Annotated in this window: 17 protein-coding genes and 1 pseudogene; 6 read left to right on the forward strand and 12 right to left on the reverse strand. The window is 68.1% G+C overall.

Annotation, left to right across the window (positions count from 1 at the left end; translation table 11 throughout):
- Positions 1-575: 575 nt before the first annotated feature.
- The 3 genes and pseudogenes from QF027_RS00005 to QF027_RS00015 form a co-directional block, all read left to right on the forward strand.
- Positions 576-980 (forward strand): annotated as a pseudogene (locus QF027_RS00005) (DEAD/DEAH box helicase family protein); the annotation flags it as partial.
- A 97-nt stretch (positions 981-1,077) separates the two neighbouring features.
- Positions 1,078-1,581 (forward strand): AbfB domain-containing protein, encoded by a 504-nt coding sequence (locus QF027_RS00010; protein ID WP_307071998.1) that lies wholly within the window; start codon positions 1,078-1,080, stop codon positions 1,579-1,581.
- Positions 1,582-2,171: 590 nt separating this feature from the next.
- The gene (locus tag QF027_RS00015; protein WP_307071999.1) at positions 2,172-2,687 is read left to right on the forward strand and encodes a hypothetical protein; all 516 of its coding nucleotides are present in this window, start codon (positions 2,172-2,174) and stop codon (positions 2,685-2,687) included.
- A gap of 61 nt (positions 2,688-2,748) precedes the next feature.
- On the opposite strand, the gene QF027_RS00020 is transcribed toward QF027_RS00015, so the two are convergent.
- The 4 genes from QF027_RS00020 to QF027_RS00035 all read right to left on the reverse strand — a co-directional run bounded on the left by QF027_RS00020 (position 2,749) and on the right by QF027_RS00035 (position 6,906).
- Complete coding sequence (locus tag QF027_RS00020) at positions 2,749-3,276, reverse strand: hypothetical protein (protein ID WP_307072000.1); 528 nt, start codon at positions 3,274-3,276, stop codon at positions 2,749-2,751.
- A 367-nt stretch (positions 3,277-3,643) separates the two neighbouring features.
- Positions 3,644-4,114 (reverse strand): GNAT family N-acetyltransferase, encoded by a 471-nt coding sequence (locus QF027_RS00025; RefSeq protein ID WP_306972059.1) that lies wholly within the window; start codon positions 4,112-4,114, stop codon positions 3,644-3,646.
- A gap of 746 nt (positions 4,115-4,860) precedes the next feature.
- Positions 4,861-5,517, reverse strand: a complete 657-nt coding sequence (locus QF027_RS00030; protein ID WP_307072001.1) for a TetR/AcrR family transcriptional regulator — start codon at positions 5,515-5,517, stop codon at positions 4,861-4,863.
- A gap of 183 nt (positions 5,518-5,700) precedes the next feature.
- Positions 5,701-6,906, reverse strand: a complete 1,206-nt coding sequence (locus tag QF027_RS00035) for a cytochrome P450 family protein (protein WP_306972057.1) — start codon at positions 6,904-6,906, stop codon at positions 5,701-5,703.
- Between the two features lie 244 nt (positions 6,907-7,150).
- Between QF027_RS00035 and QF027_RS00040 the strand changes: the two genes are divergently transcribed.
- Both QF027_RS00040 and wrbA read left to right on the forward strand, forming a co-directional pair.
- Entirely contained in the window at positions 7,151-7,861 is a 711-nt protein-coding gene (locus tag QF027_RS00040; protein ID WP_307072002.1) for a transposase, read from the forward strand.
- A 517-nt stretch (positions 7,862-8,378) separates the two neighbouring features.
- Positions 8,379-9,002, forward strand: a complete 624-nt coding sequence (gene wrbA, locus QF027_RS00045) for an NAD(P)H:quinone oxidoreductase (protein ID WP_306972055.1) — start codon at positions 8,379-8,381, stop codon at positions 9,000-9,002.
- 74 nt (positions 9,003-9,076) lie between these two features.
- Here wrbA and QF027_RS00050 read toward each other — a convergent pair whose 3' ends face one another.
- The 8 genes from QF027_RS00050 to QF027_RS00085 all read right to left on the reverse strand — a co-directional run bounded on the left by QF027_RS00050 (position 9,077) and on the right by QF027_RS00085 (position 16,486).
- On the reverse strand, positions 9,077-9,583 hold the full coding sequence (locus QF027_RS00050) for a PhzA/PhzB family protein (protein WP_306972054.1): 507 nt from the start codon (positions 9,581-9,583) through the stop codon (positions 9,077-9,079).
- Positions 9,584-9,620: 37 nt separating this feature from the next.
- Positions 9,621-10,316, reverse strand: coding sequence for a phenazine biosynthesis FMN-dependent oxidase PhzG (gene phzG, locus QF027_RS00055; RefSeq protein ID WP_307072003.1), 696 nt, complete (start codon positions 10,314-10,316; stop codon positions 9,621-9,623).
- Positions 10,309-11,145, reverse strand: coding sequence for a PhzF family phenazine biosynthesis isomerase (locus tag QF027_RS00060; RefSeq protein ID WP_306972052.1), 837 nt, complete (start codon positions 11,143-11,145; stop codon positions 10,309-10,311). The genes phzG and QF027_RS00060 overlap by 8 nt, the downstream gene beginning before the upstream one ends.
- Positions 11,146-11,219: 74 nt before the next feature.
- Positions 11,220-13,109 (reverse strand): anthranilate synthase family protein, encoded by a 1,890-nt coding sequence (locus QF027_RS00065; protein ID WP_307072004.1) that lies wholly within the window; start codon positions 13,107-13,109, stop codon positions 11,220-11,222.
- Complete coding sequence (locus tag QF027_RS00070; protein WP_306972050.1) at positions 13,106-13,729, reverse strand: isochorismatase family protein; 624 nt, start codon at positions 13,727-13,729, stop codon at positions 13,106-13,108. The genes QF027_RS00065 and QF027_RS00070 overlap by 4 nt, the downstream gene beginning before the upstream one ends.
- A 26-nt stretch (positions 13,730-13,755) precedes the next feature.
- Positions 13,756-14,931, reverse strand: coding sequence for a 3-deoxy-7-phosphoheptulonate synthase (locus QF027_RS00075; RefSeq protein WP_373431985.1), 1,176 nt, complete (start codon positions 14,929-14,931; stop codon positions 13,756-13,758).
- 62 nt (positions 14,932-14,993) lie between these two features.
- Positions 14,994-15,482, reverse strand: a complete 489-nt coding sequence (locus QF027_RS00080) for a PhzA/PhzB family protein (protein WP_306972048.1) — start codon at positions 15,480-15,482, stop codon at positions 14,994-14,996.
- Positions 15,483-15,589: 107 nt separating this feature from the next.
- Complete coding sequence (locus tag QF027_RS00085; RefSeq protein ID WP_306972047.1) at positions 15,590-16,486, reverse strand: aromatic prenyltransferase; 897 nt, start codon at positions 16,484-16,486, stop codon at positions 15,590-15,592.
- 498 nt (positions 16,487-16,984) lie between these two features.
- Here QF027_RS00085 and QF027_RS00090 point away from each other — a divergent pair, with 498 nt between their 5' ends.
- The gene (locus tag QF027_RS00090) at positions 16,985-17,917 is read left to right on the forward strand and encodes a LysR family transcriptional regulator (RefSeq protein ID WP_306972046.1); all 933 of its coding nucleotides are present in this window, start codon (positions 16,985-16,987) and stop codon (positions 17,915-17,917) included.
- Positions 17,918-17,980: the final 63 nt, after the last annotated feature.

A 17,980-nucleotide genomic window follows, 5' to 3' on the forward strand; every position in this document is an offset into this window, starting at 1 on the left:
CCCGCGGAGCGGGATATGCAGCGCTGGCGCGCTGCATAGGGAGCGGCTCCGCTGACGCTCCGCCAGATTCCCGCGCAAGCGCGGGAATCGAATTCCGCAAGCGGAATTCTGAGTGCGTGTCAATTCGCGTAAGCGCGAATTGGGGGAATCCCGCAAGCGGGATTCCTGGGGCTGGCGGCAAGAGGGGGTGCATTGCGTGCGGGACTGTGTAGGGTTTGGGATTCCCAGCCACTACCTCTGTAAGGGGTGTGACGCACTGTCGGCCTGACGGAGTGCCGGCGCCTTGTTGTAGTGACGGGGTTCCGCTGCGCTCCACCCTGAACCTCTCCCCCACCGTCTACCTGTCCCCACTGTTCACCAAAACCCTGTCTGTATATAGGATAGTCGACCGTTTGTGGGTGAGATTGAGTCACTGTGCCATCCTCGGGTGTGAAGTTGGCGTATGGGTGATGCATCATGACTTGTGGCTGTGTAGAGTCTGGGATCAGATGCTACACCCCTAGCGCCGCGTACCTTGCGCCTGGATTCTATTTGTTATTACGCGCCGCATTCCGAGAAAAAGGAGAACACGGGGCATGGCCGTGAAGCTGCGTGATCACCAGATCGAGGCCGTTTCCGCCATTGTGCGGGGTCTTGATGTTCCGCCGGGTGGTATTCCCTGGAATGGTCTTCGTGGGCAGGTGCACGCGGCGTGTGGGACGGGGAAGACGATTATGGCTGCGGTGTCGGCGAGGCGGCTTGTGCCCAGGGGGCGTGTGCTCGTGCTGGTGCCGACGCTGGATCTGCTGGCGCAGACGGTGAGGGCGTGGCACGAGGTTGGGCACAGGGGGCCGGCGGTTGCGGTGTGTTCGCTCCAGGACGACCCGGAGCTGTGGTCGTTGAAGGTGCGTTCCACGACGAACCCGGTCCAGTTGGCGCTGTGGCACGGGCAGGGGCCGGTCACCATCTACGCGACGTACGCCACCTACGCCAATCTAGCGTCGGGATGCAAGTTTATTTGACTGGAGAGATACTAAGAGATGGTAGTCGGCATCAAATGGCCAGAATAATGTCGATTGTAATGCAAGGGGAACGGCCATGTCACTCGGCGAAGTCTGGTACGCAACTATTGAAGCGGCATCGTGGAGTGGTGACGGAATGGCGTGGTATGTTCGCCATAGGTATTGGCTTGCATATCTTGAGAAGCACCCAATAGCGGGGGATAAGCGGGATGCCTCGTTCTTACTAGTTCCCGGGCTTGCCGATGAGCGGCATTTCTCGTTCCGGGCAACGAACCCGGGCCTTGAGAATCAGCACCTCCGAAACGAAGGAGGGCGGCTCAAACTGCAGCATCACTTTGAGGGTGACGAACTCTACGAACAGGACGCTACGTTTGAAATGACTCCCTGTCTGGCAATCAAAGACATCGGGCCGGGAGTATCATTCCGCTCGCATAATCACCCAGACCTGTTTATGCGCTATAAGAGTGTGGAACAGCCGCCGGCTCCAGCAGAAATGTGGATGGAAGATTTCCAAGAGGCTGGCGGGCAAAATTACCGGATGAGTTTTTCTTTCCGCCTTATTCCCGGCCTATATCATTGAATCTCGCGCAGACACTGATTCCTAAGAGCTCGTAACACGATCTTGCGTCTCCAAGGGTTGGACCGTCGGCCTGCCAGCGATACTGGCGAGATGGACAGATGGCAGGGCCCTGCCACGCTTGAGTGGTGGGCCAATCGATCGACCTGCTTGGGCAGGTTCGGTGTGTGGACGCGGCCGGGTGCGCGCTGTGCTTCGGGGCGGGGCCGGCCAGAGGCCAGGCCGTTGCAGAGGACGTGGATGCGGGCCTGGCACCCTCGTACCTGCCGGAAGATCGCCCACTAAGGGAAGCGCTGGAGGAGGTCGATCCGAGGTGGTGCCCGGAGTGGGAGAACGGGTGGCAGCGCTGCTTCCGGAGCCATGCGGCGTGGTACCTCAGGCGACCCGGGGCATAGCGCGGAGACGAGTGCCAGCGATCCAGACAAGTGGGGTAGCCCCAGCGGAGAAGCCAGGACGGCACCGACTCCGTGATCACACCAGCCACAAAGTGATCGTTTCACTTTGGGAGAAGCAGCTCACGACAGGCTGTAGATCACGAAGCGGAGACCAACGCGCCGGTGTCACATAGGCGTTGATCAGTCCAGAATCGCCTCATGGCCAAAGACGACCGCCATGAGGCGGCAGCACCTTCATTCCTGTCCTGCGCCGCCGAAGTGGCTAGTCTGCTAGACCTGGGGACCGGCGCAGACATGCCGGAAGATCGCCGTGCTCGGCACCTGGCCCATGCGGTCCGCAAGCCGCTGCTGGAGAGCGCCGGCCTGCCTGAGGAGTTCTTCGCCCCGCTCATGGCCGCAGCTGTCTACGACCCGGACCCCAGCTTCTGCCGCTGGTTCGTTGAGCCCGCGGTTTACGCATTCGGGCGCCGTCGGGTCATGACGGCACTGCTCGACTATCTCCGGACGGGCACGGAAGCGGAGCGAGCAGGCGCCAAGCGGGCCTGGTACTGCGCCCACGTCCCGCTATGTGCAGATCGATCCCCGGCCTACGCACCCGACGGGAGTCGCGATCCAGCCCTGGATGAGACCCACGACGTCGCGGACGAGTGGCGTGAGGCTACCGACGCACAGCTGCGTGAATTGGCCACCGTACGGGCCCGCAACGAAGTCTGACGCCGCGCAGGAGGGTTGCGGGACAGGCTTTAGTAAGGCGCCGACGCGGTGGATCGCCAGCTCACACGTAGTAGTGGATGGTCGCCCACACTGCGACGCCGATGGTGAGCAACAGCAAGTCCCTGGATACTGCCCTGACCTTCCTGGCTCGGCGCAAGGTGAGCTTTCTCCTGCTCCGATAGGTCTGAACCAGGCTGTTGATGTAGAGCTGCCCCACAAGGACCAGCAAGACACCCACGGCAATGGCACCGGGCCTCCCTGCGAACCAGTTCAGGAGGGCGGTCTCGGAACCATCTGCCGTGAGTAGGGCCGCCATCTCAATGAACACGAGGAAGATTAGAACGACGGCCTCAGTCAACAGGTCCCGGAAGATTTGCTTCTTGTCCTGCTGGGGCGGCTGCCCGGACACGTGCCGCCAGACCATAACGAAGGGCCGCCAGCACCACTTGACAGTGGGTACTTGCGTCCTCGGTGCCCGTGTCCTCGCTCGTAGCTCGTGCGCGCTCCGCGACTCCACTACTACCGCGAGGATGGCCACAGGAATCACCTGTGCCAGAACGCCCGCGAAGTCTACTTTGGGATCAGTCACGCGCTGATCTTCGTGACCTACTTCCCGATTTTGGCTACCCAAGGCACCCGCGTCGTGGCAGGCCACCCGAACGCGGGACTCTCAATGGCGGCCAGGTGGATAAAGCCAACACCCCACTATGGCGGGGAGGAAGGCACCGGCTGGGACCCGTTGGTTTCGTAGGTCGGAGTGGGCAACGTATGTCGATGGCTTTGGGCAGCACTTGGCGGTCATTGGGCCCGGAAATATCGATGAGAAGTAGCAACGCTCGAAGCGGGAGCCGCTCTCTGGCGCGTCAAGTCGACGAGGATGGGCGGCATGACGGAAGCCACCACCACAGCACGCCAGCTACGGCGGCACTGACACGGCGGGGAAGCGATAGTGGGTCTCAGATATCCCGCTCCAGGACCGGCCGAGGGCGGCGCCCCGGCGGGGGCGGCCGGTAGCCCGGCGGCGAGGAGAGATGTTCACACCCCCCGCCGTACTCGGGGAACGCGACGCCCATCTCCTTCTCCATCGCCGGGAAGAACTGCTGAGCCTCCGGGGACTGACCGGTGGTCTGCCAGGTATAGCCGGGCCCGTCGTCCAGCGCCCGGCGGATCAGCCGACGGCCGAGCCCCTGGCCCTGGTGCTCGATCGTGATGGAGATCTTGTTGATGCTCCCGACGCGGCAGGCATCGCACACCATCCACACCAACGTCCCGATGTCGTACCCCTCGCGGTCGAACATGCGGATGCGGCGATGCCCGGCCAGACGCCGCGGCGGCCAGTACAGGAACCGCACCTCCTGGCCGCGGGTGGCCAACAAGATCCACCGCCACCGCAGCGGCGAGAGGTACTCAGGTACGGGCGGTGTCACCGGCTGCTCCTCCTTCGGATTCCTCCCGGGCCTGAGAGCGCGGGGCTGGGACACCCCCAGGGTGTCGCACCCGCCCCCGCTCGCCGACAGGACGCGTCACGGCCGGTACAACCCGAGACTCAGAGCCGCTGATGCCGCCTACGGTCCGTGGCGGTCCCATGGAGCCGCACGCGAAGCCGCCTCAGCGCCGTCCGGGGCCGACGCACAGCAGCTGACGGGCTGCCGGCGGATGGATCCACGGCCTTCCCAGCCGGCCGCCTGCTAGCGCCCCCCAAGACCTACGCCATACCCGGGCGGCGGCTCCAGGCGGCCGCGCACCCCCGCTACCTAGCAGTCCCCTCCCCGAGGAGGCTCGACGGCTCAGCGGTGGTCCTTCAGGCCATGGTGTTCAACTCGTGCTGTTTGGTGGGGAGTTGAGGCACTGACCGTTCAGCTCCCGTATGTGGGTATGACAGGTGGTGCCGGTTGTGTCTTTAAAGACTGTCCCGCAATGATCCGGAGGTCAGCATCGCAAGCCGGAAAGCTGCGTTGTCGTGCGCGCGACGTGTATACGGTGCCGAAGTGATCGCCGCTGAGGGGTCCATGCTGCTCCGGACGACCTGTGCCATCGCCTGGAGTGGCCGGTGCGGGGAGTGCTGAGCGGTGTCGGCCGTGGCGGCTGGCCGATGATGCCGAACGCGCCGCTGTCGTCGTACGGGGCAAGCCGCTTCCGGGAGGTGAGGGGGACGATCTCCCGCGCGGCTCCTTCAACGCCGCCGGTGCGGGCCGAGCTCGAGGAGCACGTTGCCGAGCTGGGCGGAGGTCAGGGGCGGTACGGGCAGGGTGGACGCGGCCGGATTGGCGCGGAAACCGTCGAGAAGCAAGGCAAGCGGGCGGGTCCATGCGTCGGGGGCGACGGTGCTCAGTGCAGGCACGACCCGGCCCAGCGCCGCCAGGACGAAGAGGACGTCCTCGGTGGTGAGGTCCGGACGGACGGTGCCCTGCGCCTGACCGCGGCGGAGCAGGTCCGCGACGGTCTCGCGGTGATGGGCGTGGATGGCGTCCAGAGAGGTCACGCCTTCCAGACTCGTGGTCATGAGGTCGTTGGTGCCGCGGTCTGCGGCAAGCGTCGCGAACACGGTGTGCAGGTATCGCGTCAGCCCTGTCCACGCGTCCTCGGCGGTGCGTGCTTGCGCGCCGGCGGCCATGGTCTCCGTGAGAGCATCCCGGAAGACCTCGTCCACGAGCGCGGCGCGGGTCGGAAAGTGGCGATAGAGGGTCGCGTTGCCGATACCTGCGCGCCGAGCGATGACGTCGAGCGGAGCGTCCAATCCCTGTTCGGCGAAGACCTCACGGGCCGTCTGGGTCAGCAGCTTCCGGTTGCGCAGCGCGTCGCGGCGCCCCGTCGGCGCATGGCCGCCCATCGTGTCTCCTTCCTGATCGTCTCGTCTTCGTACCGGAGAGCGCTCCCCGGTACGGATGCTACCGACGATCGAGCAAGCAGGAATCCTCCCCCTGAGCTGTCGCTGTGGGCATGAGGCCCACCGGCGCCGAAAGGGAGGCTCGGTGTACAGATCGGCGTTCGTCCTCGGCGGCGGGGGCCGTGTCTACCAGCGCACCGGCAGCTCTCGCAGGCTCCGCATGAGACTGGGCCGCCACCGTGGTGTGCCGTCACCGTCGAAGGCCAGGCGGGGGAAACGGTCCAGCAGGATACGCAGGGCCAGGGTCGCCTCCAGCCGTGCCAGCGGGGCGCCCAGGCAGTGGTGCAGGCCGTACCCGAAGGCGAGGTGAGCACGGGTCTCGGTCGGATCACGGCGGATGTCGAACCGGTCGGGGGCGGGGAAGCGCGCAGGGTCGCGGTTCGCGGCGGCGATGGAGAGCACGACACGTGCGCCCGCCGGTATCCGGGCGCCGCCGAGAGTGATCGGTTCAGCGGCGTAGCGGTAGGTGCCCGCTGGTGCGGGCGACTCGAAGCGGAGCGTCTCCTCCACGGCGCCCTTCAGCAACTCGGGGTCGGTACGGAGGGCGGCGAGCTGCCCGGGATGGCCGAGCAGCAGCTGGACGGCGTTGGCGATGAGGTTGACGGTGGTCTCGTGCCCTGCGACGAGCAGCAGGAAGGCCATTCCGAGCAGTTCCTCCGGGGTGAGCCGGTCGCCGCCGTCCCCGTCGTGAGTGCGGACCAGGGCGTGCAGCAGATCGCTGTCCGCGGCGTCCCGAAGCCGCCGTTTCTCCTCCGCCAGCCCCGCGAGGTACGCGGCCATCTCCTGGCTGGCGCGGGTGGACTGCTCCGCATCGTCGAGGGCGACGACCTTCGTGGACCACGCCCGGAAGGCATCCCGGTCCACGTCCGGCACGCCGAGCAGCTCGCAGATGATGGTGAGCGGCAACGGATAGGCGTATGCGGCCACAAGGTCGGCACGGCCGTCGGCGGCCACGGCGTCCAGAAGCGCACCGGCCGCCTCCTCAACGCGGGGCCGCAGCGCCTGGACGCGGCGGGCGGTGAACTCGCGGGCCACGAGCGTCCGCAGCCGGGTGTGATCGGGCGGGTCGACCTGGAGCATGTTGCGGCCCACGGAGTACAGCCCGTCGTCCTCGAAGTCGGCAGAGTGTCGTACGTCATTGCGCAGCCTGGGGTCGGCGAACGCGACACGCACTTCCTCATGCCCGACCACCAGCCATGACTCGTCCCCGGTGGGGAAACGCACGTGGTGGACGGAGCCGCGGGAGCGCAGCGAGTTGAAGGCGGAGTAGGGGTCGGCGGTGAAGTCGTCGGTGAGGTCGGCGAGTCGGACGGTATGGCGCTGCATGCGCATCGGCGGCTCCCGGGAAAGAAGGAGGGATCATCCCCCGTTTAGGTGTCAGCCGCGACCGTAACATGAAGCAGGGAGTGGTCCCCGCTTCCCTCTTCGAGGGCAAGCCCACAAGTGTCCGAATGACGACTGTGACGCCCGGCGCCGATCCGGGCGGCTGCAGCAACGAACCGCCTTTTTGACCTCGCTCTCCACGGAGAAGAAGGTGATCACCTGTCCCTGGCGGATGTGATGCCATGATCGCGTTGTGGCTGGTGTGATCACGGCGGCACAGCCGTCCTGGATAGGCCCGTTCACCGGGCTGAGCCGAGGCCGACCCTGGAGCCTGCCCCTGGAGGATCGTGTCCTGCTGGTTGTGGCTTACTGGCGCACCAACTTGACGCTGCGTCAGCCCGCGCCGCTGTTCGGAATCTCGAAGTCTGCGGCCGACCGGATCATTAACCGCCTCGCGCCGCTGCTCGCGCTGCGGCCGCACCGACGGTTCCGCAAGGACACTGTGCTCATTGTGGACGGCACCCTGGTCCCCACGCGTGACCATGCGGTGGCAGAGCAGTCGAAAAACTACCGGTACTCCACCAACCACCAGGTCGTCATCGACGCCGATACGCGGCTGGTCGTCGCAGTCGGCCGACCTCTGCCCGGCAACCGCAACGACTGCAAGGCATGGGGCTTGTCCGGAGCGAAGGCCGCCGTCGGAAATGCCGTGGTGATCGCTGACGGCGGATATCGCGGCACTGGCCTGGTGATCCCGCATCGCCGTGAACCAGGCCAGGCCGAACTCCCGGCCTGGAAGGAGGAGCACAACCGCTCACACCGCAGGGTCCGTGCCCGTGTCGAGCACACCTTCGCCCGCATGAAGAGCTGGAAGATCCTCCGCGTCTGCCGATTGAAGGGCGAGGGCGTTCATCACGCCATGCTTGGCATCGCCCGCCTGCACAACCTCGTGCTCGCCGGATAGACCCACCCAAGGTGGGCATCCTCGATGCTGACCATGCCAAGGCAGTCGATCATTGCGGGACAGCCTTTAAACCGCTCGCGGCTTGATCAACTCACCGCGGTGTTGCTACGACCCCTGGAATTCGCCCCTCGCTGGGGCCCTGCACGGCGTCCTCGGCGTCGGCCGGGGAGGCGGGAAACCGGTGGGCGAGGCTGGGCAAGGCTGTTTCCTTGCCCCCTTCACCTCACATCACGGCGGCCTGCGTCGTCGAACAGACGGAGACCGAGAAAAACCTGTTCCCCCGTCAGGAGGCCCGGCCGCCGGGTCCTCGGTCTCCCCTTGCCGCTTCTCCGTCCCCCCGCGGGCGTACCCCGCCCGCGGGGGGACGGAGACGGAGGCATGCCGGGGGGTTCGCGTCCGTCGCTCCAGGAGCGGCTGACCGGCGAAACCTGTGCGGCGTACGGAACATCGAACGCGGCTCCCGCCGGCCTCGAGTGCGAGGCGGACGAGCAGCCATGAGGAGAGGACAGCACCTGTCGTGGAATCCGTGAACGTCGCGATCATCTACTACAGCGCGACCGGCCATGTGCACACCCTCGCGCACGCCGCCGCCGAGGGCGCCGAGAAGGCCGGTGCCGCCGTCCGGGTCCGCCGCGTCGCCGAGACGGCCCCCGCCCAGGCCGTCGCCGCCAACCCCGCCTGGGCCCGGTACCGCGAGGAACACGCGGACATCCCCGAGGCCGGTCTCGACGACCTCGACTGGGCCGACGCCGTCCTCCTGGGCACGCCCACCCGGTTCGGCAACCCCGCGAGCCAGCTCCGGGCCTTCCTCGACACCACGGGCCCGCTGTGGGTGCAGGGCAAGCTCGCCGGCAAGGTCTACTCCGCCTTCACCGTCAGCAACACCCTCCACGGCGGGCAGGAGTCCACCATCCTGGCCCTGTCCAACACCTTCTACCACTGGGGCGGCATCATCGTGCCCCCCGGTTACACCGACCCCATCCAGTTCCAGGTCGGCAACCCGTACGGCGTCTCCCACGTCGCGGGTGCCCCCGGGCAGCAGACGGCACCCAGCCAGGAGACCCTCCAGGCGGCCCGCTACCAGGCCCAGCGCGTCACCGACACCGCGGCGGCCCTGAAGAAGGGCCGCGCCGCCCGGTGACGCCGCTCCCCCCGCGGGGGGCGTGCGGGATCCCGGCCCCCGCGCGGCCGGGATCCCCCGGGCGGCGGCCGGGGTCAGCTGGGGATCCAGTCCCGCTGGATACGGGGGGTCCCGATGCCGAGCGACCGCATGTGCTCGATGGGGTTGGTGTACTCCCGGCTGGCGACGATCCGGCCGTCGCTGAGCGTGAAACCGTGGATGAAGTGGTTGTGGTAGTGGCCCTCGGGATAGCCGGGGAAACGGATCGTCCCCTCGCCCTCGCACTCGACCCAGATGACGGCCGGGTCCTGTGTCTCGTAGAGGTGCACGCCGTGCCACCGCCAGTCGGGCAGCACCTTCAGGGACAGCTCGCCATGCCGCTTCAGCTTCTCGCGGCCCCTGACGACGATGGGCCGGCCGATGTCGGTGTAGAACAGGGACGCGGTGCCGTCCTCGGTGTAGAGGGTGTAGCGGCTCAGCCGTGCCTCGGCGCCGGTCTCCATGTACCGCTCCACGGCCCGCCGGTTGCGGGCCCGCAGCTCGTGGTCGCCGGTGAACACCGCGGCCAAGCCGCCGGACCCGGTGGACGGGGACGATGTCATGGTGCCTCCCGGTGGGCCGACGGAGCAGACGCGCGGGTCACGGCTGGAGCCGGCTGGTCCGCCAGCCGTCGCCGACCCGGTCGTAGCGCAGTCGTTCGTGCAGCCGGTCGGTGCCGTGGGCCCAGAACTCCAGGGATTCGGGTTCGAGCCGGTAGGCCACGAACGTCTCGGGGCAGGGCAGCGGCCGCTCCAGGGCACCCAGCTCCAGGGCCCTGGCACGCAGTTCGGCGAACTCGTCGAGGCCGGACAGCGGCTCGCTCTGCCGGGAGACGGAGGTCATCGGGTGGGTGAAGACGGGCCGCGCGAACCACAGGGCCTCGGCCTCGGCCCGGGGCAGCAGGCGCACCGGACCCGCCAGCGTGATCTGCCGGCTGGTCTCGCGCCAGTACAGGACGCCGGAGGCCCACGGGTTCTCAGCCAGTTCCCGGCCCTTCCGGCTGCCGGCGTGGGTGATGAAGACGAGGCCGGCGTCCGTGACCGCGTTGACCGCCACGATGCGGGACGAGGCGCGGCCCCGGGCATCGGCGGTGGCCAGGGCGAGGGCGCGCGGTTCGCGCACGCCGTGGGCGGTGCTGCTCTCCAGCCACCCGGCCAGCAGCGCCATCGGCTCCGGCGGCGGCATGAGGAACTCGGGGAAGTCCAGCTCGATGGTCGTGGTGAGGGTCTCCGAGCGCGTGCCGCCCCGGTCGGCGGCCTTCCCGGGCGTCGCGTTCCTCGTTGACAGGTCAGACATGGAGCACTCCTTCGATTGTGACGACGCCGTGGCCCTCGACCTCGACGGAGTCGACCCGGTCCCCCTCCCCCTGCACCCGTGCGCCCATGGGGGACGGGCGGCCGATCTCGACGCCCTGAGTGATCTCGATGTGCTGCCCGTAGGCGTTCAGGCCGTGGCGGGCGAGGTGGATGGCGATGGGCCCGGCGGCGGAGCCGGTGGCGGCGTCCTCCACGACCCCGTACGCGGGCGAGAACATGCGGTTGCGCCACCGGGTGCCGGACCCGGCGAAGCAGTTGGCCGCCATGTCGGGGAACCGGGCCAGGGCCCGGTGGTCGGGGTCCAGCTTCGACAGCGCCTCGACGCTCTCGAGGCCGACGAGGACGTGGCGCGGGCCGTTGCGGTAGATCTCCACCGGGAGCGTCGACCCGCCGACGCCGAGCGCCTCGAGGAGTTCGGCGGCGCGGTCGAAGGGTTCCCACACGGGCACGGGCTGGCGCATGCGGGCGGCGACGACCTTTCCGTCCACGCGCTCCAGCTCGAAGGGGATGACCCCCATGGCGGTCTCGATCCGCAGTCGGCCGGCGTCGGTTCGGCCGCCCAGTGCGATGGCCGTGCCCAGCAACGGGTGCCCGGCGAAGGGGAGTTCGTTGACCGGGGTGAAGATCCGCACATGGGCGTCCGCGCCCTGGCGGGGCCGGAGCACGAACGTGGACTCCGAGAGGTTCATCTCCCGGGCGATGCGCTGCATCTGCCCGCAGGACAGGTCGTCGCTCGCGAAGAACACCGCGACCGGGTTTCCGGTGAGCGGCGTCCGGGCGAACGCGTCGACGACGACGTACTGGTGCATCTGTTCTCCTACGTCTCCAAGGGGTGCGGCCGTGCCGGGGCGAGCGGCGCGAACCGGCCCGGTGGGGCCTTCGGTCAGGCCGGATCAGGAGTGCGGTCCGGGGCGAGAAGACCGGCCAGGGTGGTGCCCACGATGCGCGGTCCGTCCTTTGTGAGCACCGACTCGGGGTGGAACTGCATCGAGGCGAACCAGGGACCGCGCAGGGCGTGGACCTCCCCGGTGAACCGGTCCCGGCTGACCCGGACCGGACCCAGGCCGCCGGCGCTGAACTCGTCGCTCTCGCCGACCAGGGCGAAGGTGTTGTAGAAGCCGACGCGTTCGGCAGCGCCGAACAGGTCGATCTCCTTCTGCACTCCCTGGTTGGGCACCTCCCTGCGGCGCAGCGGCAGGCCGAGCCCGAGGCCGAGGACCTGGTGGCTGAGGCACACGGCGAGGAAGGGACGGCGGGCGCTCAGCAGGGTGCCGACCGCCGTCTGCAGATGGCGCATCTTGGGGTGCGCGGTGTCCCGCGGATCGCCCGGACCCGGCCCCATCACGACCAGGTCGTGCCCCTCGAAGGCGTAGTCCTCGTCGAAGCGCCGGACCGTCACCCGCAGACCCAGTGCACGCAGTTGCTGGTCGAGCATGGAGGTGAAGGTGTCCTCGGCATCCACCACCAGCACGTCGCGTCCGGCCAGTCCCGGCCACGCCGACGCGCGTGCCGCGGCGTCGGAGAGCCAGAAGCCGGCGATGGCGTCGTTGCGCAGCCCCAGGGCCCGGCGTACGCCGGGGTGGTCTGCGAAGCGCTCCCGCCTGCCGCCGTCCAGGGCGGCGACGAGCGCGGCCGCCTTGGCGCGAGTCTCCGCGGCCTCCGAGGCGGGATCGGAGTGGCGGACGATGGTGGCGCCCACGCCGATGCCGATGCGTCCGCCGGGCCCGATGTCGGCGGTACGGATCAGGATCGCCGAGTCCATGACGCGCTCGCCCGCGTCGTCACGGCCGATGAGCGCGGCGGCGCCGCTGTAGTATTCGCGGCCGCCCGGCTCGAAACGTGCGATGGTGCGGCAGGCGCTCTCCAGCGGACTGCCGGTGACCGTGGGCGCGAACATGGTCTCGCGCAGGATGTCGCGCACGTCGCGGCCGGTGTGTCCCTCGATGAAGTACTCGGTGTGCGCGACCCGGGCCATCTCCTTGAGGTAGGGGCCCACGACACGGCCGCCCGCGGGGCAGATCCGGGCCATCATCTTGAGTTCCTCGTCGAGGACCATGTACAGCTCGTCGGTCTCCTTCCGGTCACCGAGGAACTCCAGGACGCCCGAGAGGGAGGGACCCGACGGCGGATAGCGGTAGGTGCCGCTGATGGGGTTCATGACGGCCGTGCCGCCCTGGAGGCTGACGTGCCGCTCGGGCGAGGCGCCGACCAGGGTCCGGGTGCCGGTGTGGATCAGGAACGTCCAGTGGGCACCGGATTCACCCTTGAGGAGCCGGCCGAACAGCGCGGGGGCGCTCAGCGGCCCGTAGTCCGTGATGTCGGCGACGAAGGTGCGCTTGATGACGAAGTTCGCGCCCTCCCCGGTACCGATCATCTCCTTGACGATGCGGCGCACCACCTCCTCATAGGCCGCGTCGTCGGCGTCGAAGCCACCGCCGGACAGCGTCGTCGCCACGTCGGGAATCCGTGTCAGCGCCTCCTCGAGAGGCAGCCGCTGCTGACCGGTGACGGTCATCGCCACCAGCGGTGTCCCGTCGTCGGCACAGGCGAAGCCGCGCTCGGCCAGCTGCCGGTAGGGGACGACGACGAGGACCTCGTGATGTGCACCGGGGCCCGGGACCGGCGGCAGGGGGATGTCGGCCAGGGTCGCCGGCAGGGACACCGTGCCCGTCAGGACCTCCACGGCGCCGGGGTCGGTGCCGGGCCGGTACAGCAGGGCATACGGCTGTGACGGTGTGTCCAGCACATGGTCGAGCAGATCGGCACAGGTCATGCGAACAGTCCCTTGACCGTGGTGACACGAGCGCAGCGCCCGGCGGCATAGGCGAGTGCCTGGTGGTGGTGGTCCGCCGAGAAGTCGGCGGTGGCATCGGCGACGAAGAACGGCCGGATGTCGTGGGTGAAGGCGTCGACGGCGGTGGCCAGCACACCGACGTGGGCGTAGACCCCGCACAGGACGAGCTGGTCACGGCCCGTGGCACGCATCCGCTGCAGCAGATCGGTCTTGAAGAAAGCGCTGTAGCGCCACTTGGTCAGCAGCCAGTCGTGTGCCGCCGGGGCGAGCGCGTCGACGACCTGACGGTCCTCGGGCTCGGGACGCATGCCCGGACCCCAGAAGTCCTTGAGCAGACCACGCTCCTCGTCGGTCATGCCACCCGGCTGGGCGGTGTAGGCGACCGGCATGCCAAGCCCGGCGCACTGCTCACGCAGCAGCGCCGTGTTACGGACCAGGGCATCGCGCAGGCCTTCGGGGAGCGGCTTGAGGAAGTACCGCTGCATGTCATGGACGAGGAGGACCGACCGCTCTGGTTCGGCCTTCCAGGACACAACGGCCGACGGCAGGTCACCGTCGGAGGGAAGCGGGTACGCGGAGATGGAAGGTATGCCGGTCATGGCTCCTGTTCCTGCTCGGCTGTGGCTCAGGCGGCCCAGGACGTGATGACGGAGACGGCCTGCCACGGGGTGAGACGGGGGTCGCACAACGAGGTGTAGCGCTCGCCCACGGAGTCCAGGTCGGACCAGGTCGTCGCGCATTCGGTGACATCGTCCGGAGTGGTCTCCAGGTGCAGGCCACCGGGAACGCCACCGGCACCCTGCACCGCCGCCACAAACCGCGAGACCTCCAAAGCGACGGTCTCCACCAGACGCGACTTGCGGCCGCCGGGCGCCGTCACGGTGTTGCCGTGCATGGGATCGCTGAGCCAGATGACGGGGTGACCCGCACCCTGCACAGCCTCGACCAGACGTGGAAGCCGGTCAGTGACACGCTCGGCTCCCATCCGCGCCACAAGGGTGAGTTTGCCGGGATCCCGCCACGGATCGAGCCGCTCGCACAGCGCCAACAACTCGTCCCGCTCCATCGCGGGGCCGACCTTGCACGCCACCGGATTACTCACCTGAGACAGCAACGCGACATGAGCGCCATCGACCTGCCGGGTGCGTTCACCAATCCACGGCCAATGCGTCGACCCCAGGAACAGCCGTCCCTGCTCGTCGACACGGAGCATAGGAATCTCGTAGTCGAGGAGCAGCGCCTCATGACTCGTCCAGACCACGGCTTCCACGACATCGCGTCCCGCCGCACGTTCCCGCCAGCCGAGATGACCGACAATGTCATTAGCGGCCATATAACCCGTAAGGATACGCAAAGGATCGGCACGACGGCTCTCACGGTCTGGTTCCGGACCATTAACCATATGACCCCGGAAAGACGGCAAAGCGACACCACCGACAACTTCCGTGTCCTTCGAACGAGGCTTGGCGAACTGCCCCGCGATACGTCCCACACGCAGCACAGGTTTGCCCGTGACCAGACCAAGAGCTCCGGCGAGCAGGTCGAGCACCGCGGCCTTGCGCGTCACGTGATGGGGGGTGCACTCCTGCGGGTCCTCGGCGCAGTCGCCCGACTGCACCACCATGGCCTCGCCGAGCGCCACCTTGCCGAGCAGGGTGCGCATCGTGGCCACGTCGTCGGGCCGTACGAGGGTGGGGCGTGCGGCCAGTGCCTGGCTCACCCTGCTCAGCTGGGAGAGGTCGCCCCATTCGGGCTGCTGCCTCGCCTCCCGGAAACGAATGTCCCGTACGACGTCTCTCACGACATCTTTCATGACGTACTCCGATCCGCAGATGATGTCGTGCCGCTCAGGTGGCGGGCCTTTCAGGTGGGAATTCCCTTGCGCTTGATCTCCGGGACAGGAATGCCGAGCGCCCGCAGCTGTTCGAAGGGGTTCATGAATTCGCGCTGCCGCTTGATCTTCCCGTTCTCGAACTCGAACGAGTGCAGGAAGTGGTTCTCGTAGTAGCCCTCGGGGTAGTCGCCGAAGCGGATCTTCCCGTGGCCGTCGCATTCCACCCAGAAGCGGTCGGGGTCCTGGGTCTCGAAGATCGTGATGTTGTACCACTCCCAGTCGGGGAAGCACTCCAGTGACCAGACGGCGTGGTCGGCGAGACGGTCCTTGCCCTTGATCACGATGGGGGCGCCGGTGTCGGTGGTCCACAGACCGCCGCTGCCGTCCTCGGTGAACAACTCGTGCCGCCGCAGCCGGTCCTGCCCCTTGGTGTTCATGTACTGCTCGACGACGGCACGGTTGTTACGGCGCTGTTCCGCGCGGTCGAGGAATGCCTGGGGGGCGACGCTTTCGTGCACGACGGCTCCTGTGTGTTCTCGGGTGACTGAACGCATGACAAAAGCGGCCCCGGTGACGGGACCGCTTGACTGTGTGGGGTGGAGGGCCGGGGGCCGGGGACTTGCTGCTAGCCGGCGTCGACGGCGGTCAGCATGGCCTCCACCCGGGTGTGCCACTGGTAGTACGACTGGATCTTGTGCAACTCGCCCTCGGGGGTCACCGAGACGCCGTAGACGTACTGCTCGCCGGCGGGGTACGGGGCGTTCTTCACGAGGTTCTCGATGCCGGGGCCGGTCTCCAGGGGAAGCCCCAGAGGATCCGTCGTCTTCACGGAGAACGTGATCCGCTCGATCGTCGAGGAGTCCCAGCTCAGGGTGGTGTACATGCAGAAGGCCTGTTCGCAGAACCGCAGCAGCCCCTCGCTCGGCTCGGGCAGCCCCGCCTCGCCCAGCAGCGCCCGGAGCGTCTTCGGCCGGAAGAACTCGGGCGAGGAGGGGTTGAAGTACAGGTTCACCGTCCGCTTCGGGTAGTCGATGCCGACCGTGTTCACGATGCCGGCCACGCCGTACCGTTCGAAGAAGGCGAGGTTGTCGGTCACGCTGCGCGGCATCGAGGGCAGGTCGGCCAGCTCGGCCGCCGGCTGCGGCGTCGGCGCGGGGAAGAAGGTCCAGGTCTTCTTGAAGCCGCCGACGACACCGAAGTCGAAGCCGTAACCGCCGACCGGGAAGGCCTGGTGGATCTCCGCCGACAGCCGGTCGACGGCATGACCCGTCGGGGTGGCCAGGCCGTTGGAGAGCGCGACCGCGTAGGGGTCGAGGTCCTTGGGAAGCATCGTCCAGCGGCAGTCCAGGTCGCCCGCGCGCCGGGGACCGGTCTGGGTCCGGAAGGAGATGACGGCGGGCGCCATCACGTGCTCGTACGCCGTCAGAATGGGCCAGACCTTGTCGTGCGAGAGGGAGAGGCCCATCATCCGGGACGTCTCCTGGGTGACCGAGTAGAACTCCGATGTCCGAGCTTCTGGCATGCTTCCTCCACGGATCGGTCGCGGTGTCCGGCGGGATGATGGCAGGAGGGCTGCCTCGTGCACCGTCGGTGCGGGCGTGCCCGGTGCGCCGTGAACGCGGCTCCCTCTGCGTCGTCGGCCGCGAAGGCGGGCGGGACACCGGGTGGCACGGCGCGGGTGCCGGAAAGCGGGAGAGAGAACCTGCCGACTCGCTGCCGCCTGAGAGTTTTCGGGCAGGGAGGGCGTGCAGAAAGCGTGACACAGGCGGCGCCTTCGTACCAAGGGCCTCCCGGAGTGACCTGGATCACTCATCCAGTGATTCTCCCGCCGGCCTGCTGACGGCGTGCCGGAACGGTGTGACGATCGGGGTGTGGCCGCATCGCGTGTGCAGATGCCGGGCGCCGTGCCCGTCACCTGTGCGGTGACCCTGCTGACGACCGTAGGGCGTACCGCTTATGCGATTCCAAGACCTCTTCCGTCATGTGATGATGCCTCGGAAGGCATAACCGGAGGTGAGCGGTGGATCTCCTGCAGTTGCGCTACTTCCAGGCCGTCGCCCGCTACGAGCACATCAGCCGCGCCGCGGAGGAGCTGCACGTCGCCCAGCCCGCGCTCAGCCGCACCATCGCCCGCCTGGAGGCCGACCTCGGCACCCCGCTCTTCGACCGGCGGGGCCGCCGCGTCCGGCTGAACCAGTACGGCGCGGTGTTCCTGCGCCACGTCGACCGTGCCCTGCGCGAACTCGACGACGGCCGCCGAGCGCTGCGCGACGCCCGTGACACGGGGGTCGGCCGGGTCGGCGTCGCCTGCGAGACCCTCCTGACGATCACCCCTCTCCTCGGCGGTTTCCGCGCCGCTCATCCCCGGGCCGACGTGCGGCTCTTCCAGTCGAACGCACGTGAGATGAGCCGCCAGCTGCGCGCCGGCGAGGTCGACTTCTGCGTCGCCTCGCAGCCACTGACCGGCACGGGTCTGGAGTGCGTGGAGCTCGCCCGGGAAGAGGTGCTGCTCGCGGTGCCGCGCGGGCACCGGCTCGAAGGCCGGGAGAGCGTGACGATCCCCGAGATCGCCGACGAGCCCTTCGTCACCACCCGGCCCGGCCACTGGCAGCGCGCCCTCCTCGACCGGCTGTTCGCGGCCGAGGGTCTCACCCCCCGGCTGTCCTGCGAGGGTGACGAACCGGCCGCCAGCCAGGACATGATCAGCGTGGGGCTCGGCATCGGCCTCATCCCCGCGATGTCCCGCCAGGCCCGTACGGAGACGAGCGTCCCGGTCGCCTGGGTCCACCTGGACGCGCCCGACTGCCACCGGGTGCTCACGCTCGTGCAGAGCCGCGACGCCTACCTGTCCGAAGTGGCGCTGAAATTCAGAGAGTTCATCATCGGCAGGCCCTTCATGGCACACCGTCCGCCCGGCCCGCGTCCCGAGCCCTCCCTCCCTCCCGCCCAGTAGGACTCCGTTAAGTTGCTCTGGCCTTTGGGTTTGGGCTGGTGGTGGACGTTCTGGGCAGGGGGC

Source organism: Streptomyces canus (genome assembly GCF_030816965.1).
Classification (GTDB): domain Bacteria; phylum Actinomycetota; class Actinomycetes; order Streptomycetales; family Streptomycetaceae; genus Streptomyces; species Streptomyces canus_E.

Coding starts and splice junctions, on each gene's coding strand:
- QF027_RS00070 (WP_306972050.1), bottom strand. CDS start 13,729: ATGACCGGCATACCTTCCATCTCCGCGTACCCGCTTCCCTCCGACGGT.
- QF027_RS00065 (WP_307072004.1), bottom strand. CDS start 13,109: ATGACCTGTGCCGATCTGCTCGACCATGTGCTGGACACACCGTCACAG.
- QF027_RS00035 (WP_306972057.1), bottom strand. CDS start 6,906: ATGCGCATGCAGCGCCATACCGTCCGACTCGCCGACCTCACCGACGAC.
- QF027_RS00010 (WP_307071998.1), top strand. CDS start 1,078: ATGTCACTCGGCGAAGTCTGGTACGCAACTATTGAAGCGGCATCGTGG.
- QF027_RS00060 (WP_306972052.1), bottom strand. CDS start 11,145: ATGCACCAGTACGTCGTCGTCGACGCGTTCGCCCGGACGCCGCTCACC.
- QF027_RS00015 (WP_307071999.1), top strand. CDS start 2,172: ATGGCCAAAGACGACCGCCATGAGGCGGCAGCACCTTCATTCCTGTCC.
- QF027_RS00030 (WP_307072001.1), bottom strand. CDS start 5,517: ATGGGCGGCCATGCGCCGACGGGGCGCCGCGACGCGCTGCGCAACCGG.
- QF027_RS00085 (WP_306972047.1), bottom strand. CDS start 16,486: ATGCCAGAAGCTCGGACATCGGAGTTCTACTCGGTCACCCAGGAGACG.
- QF027_RS00050 (WP_306972054.1), bottom strand. CDS start 9,583: ATGACATCGTCCCCGTCCACCGGGTCCGGCGGCTTGGCCGCGGTGTTC.
- phzG (WP_307072003.1), bottom strand. CDS start 10,316: ATGTCTGACCTGTCAACGAGGAACGCGACGCCCGGGAAGGCCGCCGAC.